The 18,354-nt window shown below is 45.6% G+C and carries 13 protein-coding genes; 7 read left to right on the top strand and 6 right to left on the bottom strand.

What is annotated here, in order from left to right:
* Nucleotides 1-138 precede the first annotated feature (138 nt).
* From V1358_RS07700 to V1358_RS07690, 3 genes are all read left to right on the top strand, one after another.
* Nucleotides 139-1,065: an ExeA family protein gene (locus V1358_RS07700; RefSeq protein WP_347390348.1), complete on the top strand. Its 927-nt coding sequence runs from the start codon at nt 139-141 to the stop codon at nt 1,063-1,065.
* Between the two features lie 10 nt (nt 1,066-1,075).
* The gene (locus V1358_RS07695) at nt 1,076-2,068 is read left to right on the top strand and encodes a general secretion pathway protein GspB (RefSeq protein WP_347393110.1); all 993 of its coding nucleotides are present in this window, start codon (nt 1,076-1,078) and stop codon (nt 2,066-2,068) included.
* A gap of 694 nt (nt 2,069-2,762) precedes the next feature.
* Complete coding sequence (locus V1358_RS07690) at nt 2,763-3,362, top strand: hypothetical protein (protein ID WP_347393109.1); 600 nt, start codon at nt 2,763-2,765, stop codon at nt 3,360-3,362.
* Nucleotides 3,363-3,722: 360 nt separating this feature from the next.
* Here V1358_RS07690 and V1358_RS07685 read toward each other — a convergent pair whose 3' ends face one another.
* A complete protein-coding gene (locus V1358_RS07685; protein ID WP_347393108.1) occupies nt 3,723-4,940 on the bottom strand; it encodes a cyclic di-GMP phosphodiesterase in 1,218 nt (405 codons plus the stop codon).
* Between the two features lie 127 nt (nt 4,941-5,067).
* Nucleotides 5,068-8,871: a bifunctional proline dehydrogenase/L-glutamate gamma-semialdehyde dehydrogenase PutA gene (gene putA / locus V1358_RS07680; protein ID WP_347393107.1), complete on the bottom strand. Its 3,804-nt coding sequence runs from the start codon at nt 8,869-8,871 to the stop codon at nt 5,068-5,070.
* 285 nt (nt 8,872-9,156) lie between these two features.
* Here putA and V1358_RS07675 point away from each other — a divergent pair, with 285 nt between their 5' ends.
* Nucleotides 9,157-9,639, top strand: a complete 483-nt coding sequence (locus V1358_RS07675) for an Lrp/AsnC ligand binding domain-containing protein (protein ID WP_347390352.1) — start codon at nt 9,157-9,159, stop codon at nt 9,637-9,639.
* Between the two features lie 96 nt (nt 9,640-9,735).
* On the opposite strand, the gene V1358_RS07670 is transcribed toward V1358_RS07675, so the two are convergent.
* On the bottom strand, nt 9,736-10,326 hold the full coding sequence (locus V1358_RS07670; protein WP_347390353.1) for a TIGR04211 family SH3 domain-containing protein: 591 nt from the start codon (nt 10,324-10,326) through the stop codon (nt 9,736-9,738).
* Nucleotides 10,327-10,526: 200 nt separating this feature from the next.
* Here V1358_RS07670 and V1358_RS07665 point away from each other — a divergent pair, with 200 nt between their 5' ends.
* Both V1358_RS07665 and V1358_RS07660 read left to right on the top strand, forming a co-directional pair.
* Nucleotides 10,527-12,050, top strand: a complete 1,524-nt coding sequence (locus V1358_RS07665) for a CYTH and CHAD domain-containing protein (RefSeq protein ID WP_347393106.1) — start codon at nt 10,527-10,529, stop codon at nt 12,048-12,050.
* Nucleotides 12,013-12,684, top strand: a complete 672-nt coding sequence (locus V1358_RS07660; RefSeq protein WP_347393178.1) for an START domain-containing protein — start codon at nt 12,013-12,015, stop codon at nt 12,682-12,684. The genes V1358_RS07665 and V1358_RS07660 overlap by 38 nt, the downstream gene beginning before the upstream one ends.
* Nucleotides 12,685-12,747: 63 nt before the next feature.
* On the opposite strand, the gene metK is transcribed toward V1358_RS07660, so the two are convergent.
* Entirely contained in the window at nt 12,748-13,899 is a 1,152-nt protein-coding gene (metK, locus tag V1358_RS07655) for a methionine adenosyltransferase (RefSeq protein WP_347390355.1), read from the bottom strand.
* A 319-nt stretch (nt 13,900-14,218) separates the two neighbouring features.
* Between metK and tkt the strand changes: the two genes are divergently transcribed.
* Nucleotides 14,219-16,210 carry a transketolase gene (tkt, locus tag V1358_RS07650; RefSeq protein WP_347393105.1) on the top strand — a complete coding sequence of 664 codons (1,992 nt, stop codon included), beginning with the start codon at nt 14,219-14,221 and terminating at the stop codon, nt 16,208-16,210.
* A gap of 73 nt (nt 16,211-16,283) precedes the next feature.
* On the opposite strand, the gene V1358_RS07645 is transcribed toward tkt, so the two are convergent.
* Nucleotides 16,284-17,045, bottom strand: coding sequence for a divergent polysaccharide deacetylase family protein (locus V1358_RS07645; protein ID WP_347390357.1), 762 nt, complete (start codon nt 17,043-17,045; stop codon nt 16,284-16,286).
* 87 nt (nt 17,046-17,132) lie between these two features.
* Nucleotides 17,133-18,347: a S41 family peptidase gene (locus tag V1358_RS07640; RefSeq protein WP_347390358.1), complete on the bottom strand. Its 1,215-nt coding sequence runs from the start codon at nt 18,345-18,347 to the stop codon at nt 17,133-17,135.
* Between the last annotated feature and the right edge of the window lie 7 nt (nt 18,348-18,354).

The following is an 18,354-nucleotide window of genomic DNA, read 5'->3' as shown; positions in this document are numbered from 1 at the left end:
CAATGACTGCGATTGTAACAGAGTTTTCTAGCCGCCGTTTTTTTGTCATTATAGTAGAGCGAATAATTAAATATCGATGTCGCTGATGTAAGCGCCTATAGTAAGGGGCAAGAATTAGCACATACTAAGGAACTGTTTGTGTATCTAGATTACTTTGGCTTAACTGAAAAACCATTTTCGATTGCGCCAAACCCAGAATACTTATACCTCAGTGAACGTCACAAAGAAGCACTTGCACATTTAACCCATGGTTTAGGTGAGTCGGGTGGCTTTGTGTTGTTGACCGGGGAAGTTGGCACTGGGAAAACAACTGTTACCCGTTGTATGCTGGAGCAGGTACCGGATTCCACTCAGGTTGCCTTTATTCTTAATCCAACCTTGTCTGAACTTGAGCTTTTAGCGAGTATCTGTGACGAGCTTGAGATTGACTATGACCACAACAATGCGACACTAAAAACACTGACGGATCGCATTAAAGAGCGTTTGTTAAGCAACCATGAAAATGGCCGCCACACCATGCTCATTATTGACGAAGCGCAGCACCTTGCTCCGCAAGTGCTAGAGCAACTTAGGTTATTGACCAACTTAGAGACAAACCACAAGAAGTTGCTGCAAATTATTCTGGTTGGTCAGCCTGAATTGCAAACCTTGTTGCGACGCAATGAATTGCGTCAACTCGCGCAGCGTATTACCGCGCGTTATCATTTATTACCGCTGACGATCGCTCAAGTAGATGCCTATATTAAGCATCGTCTTAAAATTGCCGGTGGACGACAAACTTTGTTTGATTTCGCTGCCGTGAAGCAGATCCATCAATTAACCGGTGGCATTCCGCGATTGATTAACCTGTTGTGTGAACGCGCGTTACTCGGCGCCTATTCAGCGCAAGTCAATCAGGTTAGTAAAAAACTCATAACCCAAGCAGCACAAGAAGCGCTCCCAGAAACCATGGCAAATGCTAGCCATGCAAGGACGAGTGGTAAGGGGGTTGGGCGAACGCTGGCGACCCTTTGCGGTGTTGTTGTACTGTTTGCCGTAGGCATCGGTTTATCTTATTTCATTTAAGGCTGTATGTATGTCCTTGTTACTCGATGCTATGAAGCAATCTCAAAATACCTCTGAAACATCAGAGCCTGAATCGTTTGAGCAGCAGCAGGCGTTGTACTTTTACCGTCGTTTGAGCCTTGCTTTAGTGGCTATCCTCGGCGTTATTGCAGTTTTGTGTGTTGGCTACTTCGCAGGTAAATGGTGGCAAAATCAAGCTCCCAAGTCCGTGTCGCAACCCGTTGTTGCAGATGTTGCCAATGCGCAACCGAGTGCCGTTGACCCCATTAACTCTCCTAGTCAAGAGGCTCCCGTTGCGAGTGTTCAGAGCAACCCTCCTGTGACCCAAACTGCGCAAGGACAAATTAACCCTAACGCAGTGCAAATGCCTGCTCAGTACGCGCAACCTTATCAGCAGATGGTGCCTGTGTATGTGATGCCACAAATGCCGCAAGCGTATGGTCCGGGAACCTACATGCAATGGGTGCCTGCTTATGGTAATCCAATGATGGCGAACCAAATGCCTGCCAATGCGATGCAATATCAAGCCAACCAATATGCACAACAACCGGTTGATATGAGTCAGTATAAGGTTGTGGGTAAGCCGATGAATGAGCGCGATTATCAAAGCGATTATCAAGCTCAAAGTGAATCACCCATTTATGATGATCCTGCCCTCAATGGGGTGTCTAATGATCTAAAGCGTGCATTTGCAGATGCCGTTGCAGCAACGGAAAACATGGATAACATGGATACCGTCAGCACCACTACCCAAGCAGGGGCGATGATTGAGCCAATAGAGCTCTTACCTGACTCTATTCAAGGACGGATTCCTGCATTGGTGTATCAAGCGCATATATACGCAACAGACGAAGATAAGCGTTGGATCAAACTCAATGGTTATGAACTGTATGAAGGCGATACCGTTGGGCGCTTGAAAGTGATCGAAATCACTCCAGAGAAGACCATTTTACGAGTTGATAATGTCGAGTTTTCGCTGCAAGCCATGCAAGATTGGCCTTAACTCAAGCGGCGTCAGTGAGAGAAGGAAAAGACTGGCCCAGCTAGCCAGTCTTTTGCGTTATGAAAGCACTGAAGTTTTGAAGAAGCGCAGCAAGTCTAAATTAAACAGTTCGGGCTTAATGGCCGCTTCAAGGGTGGGCTCCCTTAGCGCGCATTGATGTGCTGTCAGTCTCGCGAGCAGCACTATGCTACATGGCCTTTATTATACATTTGATGCGGTGGGTAATCTCACTGAGCGAGCCCAAAACTTTTGTGATGGCGGCAGTAATGCAGACTTTTGGGAGTTATTCCCTATGGCAACTTATACCGTCTAGACAAAACAACTATGCATGCAGGCACTACTTTGATTCCACCCACTCACGGTGATACTCATAAGAATGTCTACGCAAAGGGTATTACCCATATAGGAATGCCCGACGCACAAAGTGAGATATGAAGCGATTAAGGGTAGTCAGATAGGTTGGTTTGGTTTTACAAGGTATTGCCAAGCTATCTCCTGTGGGAGATGAACAATAAAAATGTAGTCAAAAGCGGGAAAAGTGTGAAATATTAAGGTGGGTGCCTAGCTTAGTTTAGCTGCTCTTGGCGACATTAGCTCTATTGGTACTTCTACAAATCCAGGTTAGTCTAGTGAGGGTTTTGCAGGGAGTATAGTATTGTTTGTACCTGCGGTGGTTGAAATAGATGGATAGCATATGAGCCTTTCTTCAACAGTTAAGTTAACTATATCATTATCGATAGTTGCTATATTTTTAATGATATATAGCAACTATCAAAACTACTCTCGAATTATTAAATATCAAGAAGCAAAAGACATTTATTTTGCCAACAAGAATTATCTAGCCGATATAAATAAAACGACGTGTGACTTTATGGAGCGTAACAAGCTCTGGAAGTTAAAATTTGATAAGGATAGTGATTTTGATTTCAACGAAAAAAGCAAACGTATTCATATCACAGATGTAGTAGGAGATGATGACTATGTGAAAGTATACAATGACAAGTTTAATATAGAGTCATTAAAAGGCATGAGAGCCTTAACCGAGAAGGCAGAATTTCATTCCTTACTAGTGAGATGGGATAGTAGAAACAGCGTTTGTCATTTTGAAGTTTTCATTACACGGGATATATTAATTAATACAGGTACAACGGTTTCTTTAGCCAGCCATCCCTTCAGATTGAACCAACTAAATAATAGTGTTTCTGATCCATATAGACACCCTAAAAATGAACAGCGAGTGTTCACTCAACAGATCAAAGATAATTGGTTTTATAGCTTTCACTATACGCCTTAAAACAACCCATCTTTTTGTACTAGGGTTAGCCTTGGATACGATTAATGTGACGGTGACCGTATCAATGGGTTAAGCAGGTAAAGCTTTGGTGCTACTGAGGCAACTACGTCGCTGTCGGTGCATGTGGTTGGCGTAGGTGGTGATAGCAGTGACCTTCCCCAAAAAATGAAACAGCTTACTCGTAAAATTTCCTTTAAACTATTTGAAAGGTGTTTAGAGGTGATAGAAATCACTCCAGAGAAGACCATTTTACGAGTTGATAATGTCGAGTTCTCGCTGCAAGCCATGCAAGATTGGCCTTAACTCAAGCAGCGTAAGTGAGAGAAGGAAAAGACTGGCCCAGCTAGCCAGTCTTTTGCGTTATGAAAGCACTGAAGTTTTAAAGAAGCGCAGCAAGTCTAAATTAAACAGTTCGGGCTTAATGGCCGCTTCAAGGGTGATATCGGTTCTGCCTTTGGCTAGGTTGATGTCTTCCACTTCCACATAGCGACCATGTTTGGCGTTGTAAAAAACTTTTACCGTGGGTTTTAGTGGGTTGCTTGGGTTACTGCGCGACACGATGCCTACTTTGTGATTACTTAGTTTAACCAGCGTGCCCACTGGATGTACTCCGATACACTGGATAAACAACGTCAGTAAGGTTTCATCGAATTTGCTCCCAGCACCTTCATTGAGCAGTTTAAAAGCTTGAATAGGGGTCATGCCTACTTTATAAACACGTTCCGCCGTTAGCGCATCATAAACGTCAACGATGGACGCCATGCGCGCATAAATGCTCAGTTCTTCACCTTTAACGCCGAATGGGTAACCTGTGCCGTCTATTCGCTCATGATGATATCCTGCAATTTCAACGGCCACACCCGATAAGCCCGCTTGTTCGAGGATTTCTTTACTGAAGCGAGCATGCTGTTGCACTTCAAGAAATTCTTGTTCAGTTAATTTGCCAGGTTTTTGAAGAATGTCGTCCGAGATTTTTATTTTACCTATGTCGTGAAGCAGTGCACCTGTTGCCAGCTCGTGGGTAAGCTGGCTATCTAAACGCAGGTGCTTTGCAAAAATAGTGATCAAGATGGACACATTAATCGAGTGTTCCATCAGGTACGCATCTTTCTCACGCATTCTCGTCAAGCAAGTGAGTGCGTCTTGTTGGCGAAATACTGAATCCATAAAGCCTTGGGCAACATCTTTAAATGGAGCCACATCGATAACAAGTCCCGCTTTGATATCCGCAAATGCCTTCATTTGCAGGTTTTTGGCTTCATTGTACAAGGCACTGGCTTTACTCATCTCAGCTTCTACGCTGACGCTGGACGCCCATGGGTCGGCAGCGGCTGGTGTCGCTGGTGGTTGGGTTTCAGGTGGCTTTGATACTTGCTCGGGTGCTGCAGGTTTGTCTTTAGTGAGCGTTTTGGAGGGGTCGATAATCACCTCTAGAACGCCGACTTTTTTTAACTTTTCAATGGCGGCAGCGGTTTTTACCCACCCTTGATTTTTTATTTTCACCGAGCCAGTTTGTTTACTTACTTGGACAACGAACATGCCTGGCTTGAGTTGGTTAATGGAAATCGTCTCGTGCATAGTGACTTGGTATATCAGAAGTATGTATTAAACATAGCAAAGAATAGGGCACCTCGATAGCTCAACACTTGCGCTAGAACAATAAAAAAGGCGCCGATAGGCGCCTTTTAATTCAATAGCTTACAATTTATTCATCATCTTCAACTAAGGTCATCAATGAGGTGTTACCACCTGATGCCGTAGTATCAACGCTGATGGTTTTCTCTGTAAGTAGACGATTGATTAACGTATCGTAGTACTCAGAGGTGATTACCGGCAGGATAGCACCAGAGCGGTTAGCTAGCTGCTGTGCAAAGTAACCTAAGCGCGAAGAACGTGCTGCTACTACTGCACCTGCAAGGTGTGGGTGTGCCAAAATAGCTTGTAGCTGATTTGGCTTAGCCACTTGCAGAACGCCTTCTGCAACGCCCGTTGCAATGAACTTGTCACGGAAAGCTTGCGCTTCTTCATAGAACAACTCTGACGCTACGGTAATAACCGTATTACCTGCCGCAAGAGCGGTGATAATAGAAATTGCCCAGAAGTTGAATGACGTACTCTTGTCGGCATAACACACAACACAACCACGTGGCTCAAGGTACAGGATGTTTGATTCACCTGTTGGCCCCGGCAAAATAGTTGGACGCTTCATGCGTTTTTCGATGCGGTTAAGCTGTGCACGCGCATCGCTAAGCGTTTTAGCTAGGTCGTCAGCAAGCTCATCAATGATTTCAACCGTCGCAATTTTTGCTAATAATTGACGAAGTGCTGAGACTCGGTCATTCAACGCCGTTGCGCGCCAGATTTTCTCATCGCGCATTGACGCTACCATTAACTGCTCAACTTTTTCAGCTGCGCCGGTGTAATGGTGTTGGTCTGCTTCATCAGCAGGCAGGTGAGTCATCTGCACGTTTTCAGGTGACGCTTTCTCTTTCACAAGGCGCAACAAGTAGTTCGGGCCACCGGCTTTTGGACCAGTACCAGAAAGGCCACGACCACCGAATGGTTGCACACCAACAATCGCACCGATCATGTTACGGTTAACGTAGACGTTACCCGCGCGAGATTGGCGTGCCACGTACTCACAACGCTCTTCAATACGTGAGTGAACACCCATTGTTAAGCCGTAACCTGTGCCGTTGATTTGGTCGATGACATTATCTAGTTCGTCAGCTTTGAAGCGAACGATATGTACTACTGGACCAAATACTTCACGCTTAAGTACAGACAAATCTTTGATTTCGTACAAACGTGGCGCGAAGAAGTAAGCACCATTTTCGCTGTTATCAGGAATGTCGCACTGATAATGCAGCGTTGCGTTACCTTTTAGATACTCAACGTGTGCATTCAATGCATTAAGTGCTTTCTCGTCGATTACTGGACCAATATCTGTTGATAGATAAGCTGGGTCACCGATGTGGAGCTCTGCCATCGCACCTTTGAGCATTTCAATAATGCCATCGGCTACGTCGTCTTGTAGGAACAATACGCGCAGTGCAGAACAACGTTGACCCGCACTTTGGAAGCCAGACTTAACCACATCATCAACAACCTGTTCAGGAAGCGCTGTTGAGTCAACGATCATACAGTTTTGACCACCGGTTTCAGCAATCAAAGGCACCTGCATGTCATTACGTGCAGAAAGTGTTTGTGAAATCAGCGTGCCTGTTTCTGTTGAACCTGTGAACATAACCGCTTGAATGCGCTCATCAGGAACAATGTGCTTACCTACTTCGCTACCACGAGCGATAACAGGCTGCACTACGTTCTCAGGTAGGCCCACCGACTGCATTAACTCAATCGCACGTAAGGCGATAAGGCTGGTTTGTTCCGCCGGCTTAGCGATGACCGTATTACCCGTTACGATTGCCGCAACAACCTGACCTAGGAAGATAGCTAGCGGGAAGTTCCACGGGCTGATACATAGCACAACACCGCGTGCTTCAAAGCGCTCGTCTTGCGACAGCTCTTCCGCGCGAGCCGCGTAGTAACGACAGAAATCAACGGCCTCACGTACTTCGTCGATACCGTCTTGAGTGATTTTACCCGCTTCTTTGATACACAGCGCCACTAGTTCGTCATGGTGGCGTTCTAGGATATCTGCCACACGGCGTAATAGATCAGCACGCTCTTTAACTGGAGTCGCAGACCAAGAGATAAATTCTTTTTCTGCGTTGGCCAATAGAGTTTGCATCTCATCGCCAGTGTGCAAGCGATGCTGACCGATGATCTCTTTGTGGTTCGCAGGGTTGCGTACCGCAATATTACCTTCAGCAACTTGCTCTTCAGAAATTAGGTGCTCAGCGAACCAGGCATCCATATTTTCTTTTAATGGCGTAATCAAGTTGATGTCAGTTAAGTCCATACCCTTAGAGTTTGCACGCTCGTCACCGTATAGCTCAATTGGCAATTTGATTTGTTTATTGTACTTGTTACGTAACCCTTGCAGTGTTTCTACTGGATCAGGTAGCAGCTCTTCAACGGGCTTTGTCGTATCTACAATCGCGTTAACGAATGATGAGTTGGCACCGTTTTCAAGCAGACGACGCACTAGGTACGCAAGTAGGTCTTCGTGTTGACCAACAGGCGCATACACCCGACATTGAATCTTCTCTTGCGTTACCACTTGGTCGAATAGTGATTCACCCATACCGTGTAGACGCTGGAATTCAAAGCCTTCGTTATCACCTTTAGCTACTTCAAGAATCGTCGCTGCGGTGTAGGCATTGTGCGTTGCAAACTGAGGATAAATCGCATCACGCGCTTCCATCAATTTAATTGCACACGCTTTGTAAGATACGTCAGTTGTTGCTTTACGAGTAAAGACAGGGAAGTGGTTCAAACCATCTTGTTGCGTGGTTTTGATTTCGGTATCCCAATAAGCACCTTTAACCAGACGCACCATTAGTTTACGACCCACACGGCGAGCAAGGTTTGTTAACCACTCAACCACGAAAATTGCACGTTTTTGATATGCTTGTACCGCAAGACCAAAACCTTGCCAATCACCTAAGTCTTTGTCGCTAAATACTGCTTCGATGATGTCTAATGAAATATCAAGGCGGTCAGCTTCTTCAGCGTCCACAGTGAGGCCGATGTCGTACTGCTTGGCAAGAAGTGCTAGCTCTTTTAGCTTTGGCACAATTTCTGCCATGACGCGGTCACGGTGTGAGAATTCATAACGCGGGTGAATAGCTGAAAGCTTTACAGAAATACCTGGGCTTTTAACTGGACCACGGCCGTTTGCTGCTTTACCGATAGCGTGAATCGCCATCTCGTAGCTCTTGTAGTAACGCTCAGCATCACGCATTGTGCGTGCGCCTTCACCTAGCATGTCGTAAGAGTAAACGTAACCTTTGCTTTCTGTTTCAGCAGCACGCTCGATAGCTTCGTTAATCGTTTGACCCATAACGAACTGCTTACCCATGATCTTCATCGCGAAGTTCACAGATTTACGAATAACAGGCTCACCTAAACGACCCACGGTGCGTTTGAGAAGGCCGAATTGGTCTTCTTTGTTTTTGTCACTGTAGTTAACCATTTTACCGGTTACTAACAAGCCCCAAGAAGAAGCATTTACAAACAGTGAGTCGCTTGCACCTAAGTGTGAACTCCAGTCACCTTTGGCAAGTTTGTCGCGAATAAGTTTTTCTTGCGTTGCTTTGTCAGGCACGCGCAGTAGCGCCTCAGCCAGACACATTAACACCACGCCTTCTTCACTTGATAGTGAGAATTCGTTTAATAGCGCGTCAACACCGCTTTGACCATCTTGGTCTTTACGGATGTTTAATACCATTTGACGTGCGCGCTCCCATGCGCGGCTTCGTGCCGTAACGCCAACTTCTGCCAACGGAAGAATATGATCGATTACTTCGTTCTCATCGATACGGTAGAAATCGCGGATCTTCTGGCGGACAGGGCATTCAGTAATCAAATTGCCTTCAAATAACATAAGCAACCCTCAAAATAACGGAGTCTAAACATAGCAACTGTACCCAGCACCAATAGGTGAGATGGTGGGGCCTCGGTTACGACAATTACTACATTGTAGGTTCTAACTGCGAGAGTGTAGATTTTTCCCTACATGGATATATTTGTATGCGGTTAAGATTGCACTCTTAATGAATACACATTCGCGGGCATTCTAAAGAAAATACCGCAGAATATGCTGGTTTAATTTTGGCAATTACGATAATTTACAGGGTATATTCGCACCAAGCCCGTATAAAATTCTGTTATGTCGCTTACAGCCAAATCTCGCACTCTAGATAGAATCGATTTAGCCATCCTAGACGCTTTGCAAAAAAATGGTCGGATCTCTAATGTTAATTTGGCAAAACAAGTTAACTTAAGTCCGAGTCCTTGTTTGGACAGGGTAAAGCGTTTAGAAGCAGATGGGTTTATCGAAGGATACTATGCCAAGCTCTCTGAGCAGAAGCTCAATCAAAGCCTGCTAGCACACGTGCAAGTCTCGCTCGTTACTTCTAACACATCGGTGTTCAAAACGTTCAAAGAACATATCGTGAAAACCCCCCAAGTGGTCGAGTGCGACATGGTGGCCGGGGGGTATGATTACCTATTAAAAGTGCGCGTAAGTGATATGAATGAATATCGTCAGGTGCTTGGCGATCTTGTTGATATTCCAGGGGTGGGCACGCATCACACCTATATGGTGATTGAAAAGGTAAAAGAAGACACAGGCTTGCGTATCGATTTATAAATACAGCACGTATTACCTGCCTTATTAGCAGATCAAAAAAAAGAGCGCAGATGCGCTCTTTTTGCTCAATGCATTTTTTACATTGGTAAGCCTAGCTTACGCCCAACCGTCGTAGCGTTTTCTACGCGATAGGAAGATAGTCAGAATAATACCCAAAAACAGACCGATAAAAGCGATGGCGCCGCCATAGGTCAATAATTGACGTTTCTCTTTAGAACGTAGGCTTTGTTGTTTGGTTTGAATTGCATCACGCTCAGCAATAGCTGTCGCTAATTGTTCCTGCAATTGTTGATTCTGTGCTTGCAGGTCACTGTTCAAGCTCTGTAGTTCTGGAATTTCGCTCTGTGCATTGCGCAATGTTTGCTGCGTGCTCGCTAGCTCTTCACCTAACTGCTCAAACTTTACTTTTAAGCTCTTATCTTGGTTGATGTACTGCGCTTCTACCCAACCTTGACGCTCTTTGTCATCAATAATTTCATAAAAGCCATTGGTCTCTGTACCAGTTACTAAAGTGATCTCTGTGCCTGCATTGATAGAGCCTAAGATACGATAGTTTTTACCAGCACCAGAGTGCATGAAAATGTATAGTTCGTCACTGATATAAGCGGCACGTTGTTCGGCACTCACGGCCTGAGTGAAAAATGCACTTGATACGAATACGAGTGCAAGAAACAGGTGTTTTAGCATTTAACTAAACCTTGTCTACGTAAATAAGATGTTTATTGAGGCATAGTATTGGCTGGAGGCGACAATGGCAAGGGCGATTTTGTAACCCAACCCTGCCAATAGGGGGTTATTTGCGTAGGAAGAATACGCAAAAAGTTTGCATTCGTATGCGGCTTTGTTTATGTTGTCCTCTTGTCAATTCCATTGGTCTTTTCGAACGCATGGACACTGAGATAGAGCTCAAATTTTTAGTATCTGAGGCGGTCACTCCGTCAATTCCTGCACTGATCACACAGTTTGCCAAAACCGTTACCAACAAACCTTCTCGTAACCTTCAAAACGCGTATTTTGATACTCCAAGCCGTGAGCTAAGAGCGCTCGATATTGGTTTGCGTACGCGCTGCTGCGATGGTGTTTGTGAGCAAACCATTAAACTCGCTGGTGATAATGTGGGCGGCCTGCATCAACGTCCTGAATTCAATTTACCTATCTCAGGCAATCGTCCTGAACTGAGCGCATTTGACGCCAGTATTTGGCCTCATGGCGTGCAAGTTGACGCCATTGCTGAAAATCTTTATCCATTATTCAGCACCAACTTTATCCGCAGAACTTGGCTGGTGGAAACCCAGTCAGGTACCTTGATCGAAGTGGTACTAGATAAAGGTGAAGTCGCTGCTAACTCAAGTATTGAGCCTATTTGTGAGCTTGAAATAGAGTTAATTAAAGGTGAGCGCAGTGAACTATTTTTACTGGCCGAAAAATTAATCGAAAACTTACCTTTGCGCATGGGACTGTATTCCAAAGCAGCCCGTGGGTACCGTTTGGCTGATGACACGCCACTCAGTGCCAGCAAGGAAATCGACATGGTGGCACTGACTAACGAAGATAGCCAAGAACGAGCATTGGAGAAATGCCTTAATCACGGCATTACCTTTGTGCAAAAGCACGAGCAGTGTTACTACCAAAAACCTACATTAAAAACGCTAAAGCGTATTACCGATGGCGTTAGTCTGATTCGCCACAGCTTGTGGTTATTTAAAGACATTGTTGAAAAGCAAGCGACTGAGCGATTGCGTACAGAATTAAAATGGTTGTTGAATGAATTGAGTTGGGTAGAAACGGCAATTCAGTTAAAAACTTTCACTTCCAAAAAACACGCGTACTACAAGAAAATCAATGCTGCCCCCGATTTGGCGCACGTGATTGATGACTTAAAAGATGTGCAACCAACGATTGAAGACGTGCAGCAGATCTTTACCAGCAAGCGCTACAATTTATTACTACTTGATTTGACTATTTGGTTAACAGAGCGCGGTTGGCGTCAGTCTTGGGGTCAGTCTCAATTTCAAGCTGCAGAGCGCAACATTCATGACATTGCGGCGCAGTTGTTAGAAGCGGATTGGCATGAAATGCGCGCTTTAGTGGAAAATGAAGAACCGCTCTCAGCCAATGAATATTTAAACTTAAAACAACGACTTGAGCGTAACCTACTCAGTGGTTGCTGTTTGGGGGCATTGTTCAACGAGGAGGCGCGTTTAAACTTCCGCGCTCCTTGGTTAGATATCGTACACGGAACGTTCGAACTGTTCACCCTGCATTATCTTGAGCAACTATGCCAAGGCAAAGACAGCGAAGAGTTGGAAAAAATCCAAGCATGGTTGTCACAAAAAACGGAATATTTACTTAGTGCTATGGAACAAAGTCGTGATGCCACGCGCAATACCCAGCCTTATTGGCGCGATTAGTGTTGTTCTAGTCGTTCTACCTCAGTCGGTTGCCGCGCAGCCGACTTGGCGTATTTGGAAAGAGCAAGAACACTTAAACGTATCCTTTGCTAAAAATGAGCAAGGACAATACGCCATCAAAGCTAACGTATTGATACCTAATGCCAACGCAGCTCAATTTGTTAGCCTATTACACGATACTGAGCACGCGCCAGATTGGCTTGAAGGCGTTAAACAAGTGCGTTTATTGGCCAGTCCACAACCTCATCATTCCCATGTATTTACACTGCTCAATTCCCCTTGGCCTGTAGCTGATAGGGAGCTGTACAGCCTATCGTGTTATGAAAGGCTCAATGAGGCGCAAACGAAATTGATAATTAAAGCGGTTCAATCTGACTCAGAAGTTCCCAAAGGCCGTGTGCGAATTGAGGACTTGCAGGCATCTTGGCTTATCAGCGAGCAACCAACTGGATTGTTGCTCGAGTACGAGGTTGAAGCCGATCCCGCGGGGGCGATCCCCAACTGGATAAGCAATAAAGTGTCGCTTAAAAGCGTGTATCGTACCTTGAGTAACTTGCGCGCGCGGTTGGCCAATACTCAGGTTATGAGCCCCATGCCGTTAACAACGGGTCAGTGTCGGGACTTTATGCATTAACAGCATAAAATAAAGGCATAAAAAAAGCGCTCAATGAGCGCTTTTCTTGTATTTACTTGGCTATTACAGGCCAGCGTCCGCACGAAGTGCTTCAACTTTGTCTGTCGCTTCCCAAGGGAATTCTTCGCGACCAAAGTGACCGTATGCCGCAGACGGTTGGTAAATCGGACGCTCAAGGTCAAGCATCTGGATTAGACCGTAAGGACGTAGGTCAAAGTGCTTGCGGATTAGCTCGATTAAACGTGCTTCGTCTAGTTTACCTGTGCCGAATGTTTCAACGCTGATAGATGTAGGCTCTGCAACACCGATTGCGTAAGAAACTTGAATTTCACAACGATCAGCTAGGCCAGCTGCTACGATGTTTTTCGCAACGTAACGTGCTGCGTATGCCGCTGAACGGTCAACTTTTGATGGATCTTTACCGGAGAATGCACCACCACCGTGACGAGCCATACCGCCGTATGTATCAACGATGATCTTACGACCAGTTAGACCACAGTCACCCATTGGACCACCGATAACGAAACGGCCAGTTGGGTTAATGAAGAACTTAGTCGCAGAAGTGATTAGTTCAGCAGGAAGTGTTGGCTTGATGATAGTTTCCATCACCGCTTCAACAAGATCGTCCTGAGAAATAGTGTCACAGTGCTGAGTCGATAGTACTACCGCATCGATACCCACAGGTTGACCATTTTCGTATGCAAATGTTACCTGAGACTTAGCGTCTGGACGAAGCCAAGGTAACTCGCCGCTCTTACGTACTTGCGCTTGGCGCTGTACTAGGCGGTGTGAATACGTGATAGGCGCAGGCATTAATACGTCTGTTTCGTTACACGCGTAACCAAACATTAGACCTTGGTCACCAGCACCTTGGTCTTCAGGGCGCGCACGGTCAACACCTTGGTTGATGTCTGGAGACTGTTTGCCAATCGTATTAAGGATTGCACATGAATCAGCATCGAAACCCATGTCTGAGTGTGTGTAACCGATTTCACGAACTGTTTTACGAGTTAGTTCTTCGATATCAACCCAAGCGCTAGTAGTGATTTCACCACCAACCATTACCATGCCTGTTTTAACGTATGTTTCACAAGCTACACGGGCGTGCGGGTCTTGCTCCAAAATAGCATCTAGTACCGCATCTGAAATTTGGTCAGCGATTTTATCCGGGTGTCCCTCAGACACTGACTCAGAAGTAAATAAATGTTTTGCCATTGGTTTTTCTCACAAGTCTCGCGCTTCCCATACACGTCACCAATTAGGGTGCAGCGCTGCATAAAAATAAGGCGCGTATTCTAGCTAAATGATCGCACCTTGCCTAGCTATTTTACGCCTAGACGTCCAAATTACTAATTTTCAGTCTTATAGCCAATTAATATGAGTAATTTTAAAGTCACCTATATTGTCCACAAGTTTTAATTGCAGGGGGCCTGTGAATAAGTAAGAATGGGCCTTTATCTTATCCTTCGCACATTCGCTAGCATGAGCAAGTGCGGAGCTTCCAGCGCAAATACATTTAAAGGTAGGAGAATTCATGCCATCACGCAAAGAACTTGCAAACGCCATTCGCGTCTTGTCTATGGACGCGGTTCAACAAGCTAAATCAGGTCACCCAGGTGCTCCTATGGGAATGGCTGATATCGCCGAAGTCCTATGGCGTGACTATCTAAAGCACAACCCAACAAATCCTGATTGGGCTGACCGCGACCGATTTATCCTGTCAAATGGCCATGGTTCAATGCTGATTTATTCGCTTTTACATTTAAGCGGCTATGACCTACCGATGGAAGAAATTAAAAACTTCCGTCAACTGCATTCTAAAACTCCAGGTCACCCTGAATATGGCTACGCACCAGGCGTTGAAACCACTACGGGCCCGCTTGGTCAGGGGATCACTAACGCGGTAGGTATGGCTATCGCAGAAAAAGCGCTTGGCGCTCAATTTAACCGCGCTGGACATGACATTGTTGATCACTATACCTACACCTTCCTAGGTGACGGCTGTTTAATGGAAGGTATCTCTCACGAAGCCTGTTCATTAGCTGGTACCTTGGGTCTAGGTAAGCTCATCGCATTTTGGGATGACAACGGCATCTCAATCGATGGTGAAGTTGAAGGTTGGTTCAGCGACGATACGCCTGCGCGTTTCGAAGCATATGGCTGGCATGTAGTGCGTGGTGTTGATGGTCACGACAGTGATGCTATCCGTGCTGCAATCGAAGAAGGTCGCGCAAACTCTGATAAACCAACATTGATCTGTTGTAAAACAGTGATTGGTTACGGTTCACCAAACAAGTCGGGTAGCCATGATTGTCACGGTGCACCGCTAGGTGATGACGAAATCAAAGCCGCGCGTGAATTTTTGGGTTGGGAGCATGCACCTTTTGTTATTCCACAAGACGTATACAGCGAGTGGGACGCAAAAGAAGCAGGTCAAAAACACGAGCAAAACTGGCACGAAAAGTTCGCTGCATATAAAGCTGCGCACCCAGAACTTGCTGCTGAGTTTGAACGTCGCCAAAAAGGTGAATTACCTGCTGATTGGGCTGAAAAATCACAAGCCTACATTGAGCAATTACAGGCAAACCCTGATAATCCAGCAACACGTAAAGCATCACAAAATGCATTGAATGCATTTGGTCCTATGCTTCCTGAGTTTATGGGCGGCTCTGCTGACCTTGCGGGTTCGAACTTGACCTTGTGGAGTGGTTCAAAAGGCTTAACGAGTGATGATGCGTCGGGCAACTACGTATTCTACGGTGTACGTGAATTCGGTATGTCGGCGATTATGAATGGTATTGCGCTGCATAAAGGCTTTATCCCTTACGGTGCGACTTTCTTAATGTTCATGGAATACGCACGCAACGCAGTACGTATGGCCGCACTGATGAAAACACCAAGCATCTTTGTGTACACCCACGATTCAATCGGTTTGGGTGAAGATGGTCCTACGCACCAACCAGTGGAGCAAATGGCGAGCTTACGTTACACGCCGAACCTAGTGAACTGGCGTCCATGTGACCAAGTTGAGTCTGCCATTGCTTGGCAACAAGCAATTGAGCGTAAAGATGGCCCTACATCACTTGTATTTACTCGCCAAGGTCTTGCACAACAATCGCGTACACCGGAGCAATTAGCGAACGTTAAAAAGGGCGGTTATGTGTTGAGCTGTGATGGTGCGCCTGAAGTGATCCTTATTGCAACAGGTTCAGAAGTTCAACTAGCGGTTGATGCCGCTGAGCAACTGCGCAGCGAAGGTAAAAAAGTACGCGTGGTTTCAATGCCATCAACAGATTTGTTCGATGCTCAGGATGCGCAGTATAAAGAATCAGTTCTTCCAGCAGCTGTAACGCGTCGCGTAGCAGTAGAAGCTGGTATTGCTGACTTCTGGTACAAGTATGTAGGTTTGACCGGTAAAGTAATTGGCATGACCACTTTCGGTGAATCAGCGCCAGCAAACGAGCTATTTAAGATGTTCGGCTTTACTGTTGAAAATGTAGTTGAAGCGGCAAATAGCCAGTTCTAATCTGCATTATTCAGACAACAAAAAACCCGCTTTATAGCGGGTTTTTTGTTGTTATCTGGCTCATAAAGATGCGCTATTCACCGTTGAGTGTCGGCGAGTTTGCTTGTGCCAATCGCAAGGTGCGTGCCTGTACCAGCTCAGATAAGGGCACAAGTTGAATGCCTTCTTGCTCAAGCTCGGCCAAGGAATTCTGCAAAAACGCAAAGGTTTCAGGATAGGGGTGGGCTATCGCGACGGCATAGTCATAGCGCTGAGCAATCCGTTTTAATTGATCGAAACGAAATCGCATTTGTTTTTCGGTAGTGATGTTATCGAGAAATACATGACGAGCGACGTTATCGACACCGTATAAGCTGGCAATTGTTTGAGCTTTAGATTTAGGCGTCGTTTTACTGTCTAGGAAGTATAGGTCGTGTTCTTTGAGGACTTCCATAGTCCAATTCATGGGCGTATTTTGTTGGGTTAGTAATGAGCCCATGTGGTTATTTACCCCTTTTATATTGGGTAAACTATCCAAAGCATCACGGAGCATGGTTTGGAAATCATCCTTTTGCATATCCATGGTTAATGCGCCGGGCCCAAGGGTTTTCCCGTCTAATGCTTGCATTGGCGCATGCAGCATGATCTCTTTATTTTGGGCACTCGCTTGCGCTGCAAAACGCTTCGCATAAGGGGTAAAGGGGAGAATAGAAAACGTTAGTTGACCCGGGATATTCAAGGCCGACATATCGTTACGTTGATAACCTATATCGTCTATGACGATTGCTACCTGCTTTGCATGCGCTGATACACAAGATACCAAGGCACATACTGCAATCCATTTTTTTATGCGCACAGTTCTCTTTGTTCTTCTGTTGATGTTGTTATTGATCCAAGGGTGACCACGATTTTGGGACCCCTTGGATTCATATTGTTATTATTTTTAGTATTTTTCTAATAGTTGCTGAGCTTTGAGTAGCTGCTTATCGAGTGACGCCGTTAAGTTTTTATCAGCATTTTTTCCCTCAGCTAAATTTATTATAACCTCTTTATTTGATTGAGAAAGTGCTGGTTGTAATATAGGGACGTCAGGCGTGATGCCCGTTCCCTCGATGGATACGCCCGCAGGTGTAAAGTATTTGGCAGTGGTCAATTTTAATGCACTTCTGCCATCTCCAAGGGGGATAAGCGATTGCACCGAGCCTTTACCGTATGAGCGAGTGCCCACCACGGTAGCACGGCGATTGTCCTTTAAAGCACCTGCGACAATTTCCGCTGCAGAGGCGGAACCTTGATTGATCAACACGACTATTGGCGCGCCTTCTAATATATCGCCAGGCTGCGCTTCAAAGCGCTGATTTGCTTCAATAAAACGCCCCCGAGTTGATACAATCACACCGTCGGAAAGGAACAAATCTGCGATAGCAACTGCACTGTCGAATGTGCCACCGGGATTATCACGCAAATCCAGTAGTAGCCCTCTGAGTGCAAGGCCGCTCTGTTGTTGCAGTTGCGCGATGTGTCTGGCGACATCATGAAAGCTATGATTATTGAAGCTGTTGATACGCAGGTAGGCGATTTGGTTATCTTGCAGTTTACTCGCCACGCTCTCAATATGGATGGGTTGACGCGTTAAGTGATAGACCAAACGTTGAGAATGACCCGCGCGGGCAATAGCCAACGTAACTTCACCATCATCTCGACTGTTGATCAGCGCAGAGACTTCGTCGAGTGATTTATCCAATGCGGCAGTATCATTAATTGCGAGCACAATGTCTCCGCTTTGCAAACCAGCTGCTTGGGCAGGAGAGTTGGGCAGTGCAGAGACGATAACCACATGATCTTGACGTTTTTCTACTTCGATGCCCAAGCCCTTGTATTCACCATTGGTAACATCAAACAGGCGCTTTAACTCTTTTTCATCGAGAAATTCACTGTAGGGGTCAAGTTCTTCAAGAAGGCTAGACAAGACATGGTGATCGAGTTTGTTGCGGTCTACTTCTTCAACATAGAAATGGTTAATATGAAACAGTACTTCTTCGAGTTGGCTGTCCTTGGCCAAACTTGGAAGTGTTGCAGACGCACACATTAGGCACAGTGAAATTGCCAAACACTGTGAAATAAACTGCCTGAAAATGAAAGCTGAAGATGCGAACATTGGCTGC

It is taken from the genome of Pseudoalteromonas pernae, from assembly GCF_039831865.1.
In the GTDB taxonomy this organism is placed as follows: domain Bacteria; phylum Pseudomonadota; class Gammaproteobacteria; order Enterobacterales; family Alteromonadaceae; genus Pseudoalteromonas; species Pseudoalteromonas pernae.
Note: the sequence above shows the minus strand (reverse complement) of the source record. Positions and strands in the feature narration are given on the sequence as shown.

What these genes read in the sequence shown, in the direction of transcription:
- V1358_RS07675 (WP_347390352.1), top strand. Translation starts at nt 9,157, where the DNA reads ATGTCGCTTACAGCCAAATCTCGCACTCTAGATAGAATCGATTTAGCC.
- V1358_RS07670 (WP_347390353.1), bottom strand. Translation starts at nt 10,326, where the DNA reads ATGCTAAAACACCTGTTTCTTGCACTCGTATTCGTATCAAGTGCATTT.
- V1358_RS07660 (WP_347393178.1), top strand. Translation starts at nt 12,013, where the DNA reads ATGCCACGCGCAATACCCAGCCTTATTGGCGCGATTAGTGTTGTTCTA.
- V1358_RS07690 (WP_347393109.1), top strand. Translation starts at nt 2,763, where the DNA reads ATGAGCCTTTCTTCAACAGTTAAGTTAACTATATCATTATCGATAGTT.
- putA (WP_347393107.1), bottom strand. Translation starts at nt 8,871, where the DNA reads ATGTTATTTGAAGGCAATTTGATTACTGAATGCCCTGTCCGCCAGAAG.
- V1358_RS07685 (WP_347393108.1), bottom strand. Translation starts at nt 4,940, where the DNA reads ATGCACGAGACGATTTCCATTAACCAACTCAAGCCAGGCATGTTCGTT.
- V1358_RS07695 (WP_347393110.1), top strand. Translation starts at nt 1,076, where the DNA reads ATGTCCTTGTTACTCGATGCTATGAAGCAATCTCAAAATACCTCTGAA.
- tkt (WP_347393105.1), top strand. Translation starts at nt 14,219, where the DNA reads ATGCCATCACGCAAAGAACTTGCAAACGCCATTCGCGTCTTGTCTATG.
- V1358_RS07640 (WP_347390358.1), bottom strand. Translation starts at nt 18,347, where the DNA reads ATGTTCGCATCTTCAGCTTTCATTTTCAGGCAGTTTATTTCACAGTGT.
- metK (WP_347390355.1), bottom strand. Translation starts at nt 13,899, where the DNA reads ATGGCAAAACATTTATTTACTTCTGAGTCAGTGTCTGAGGGACACCCG.
- V1358_RS07665 (WP_347393106.1), top strand. Translation starts at nt 10,527, where the DNA reads ATGGACACTGAGATAGAGCTCAAATTTTTAGTATCTGAGGCGGTCACT.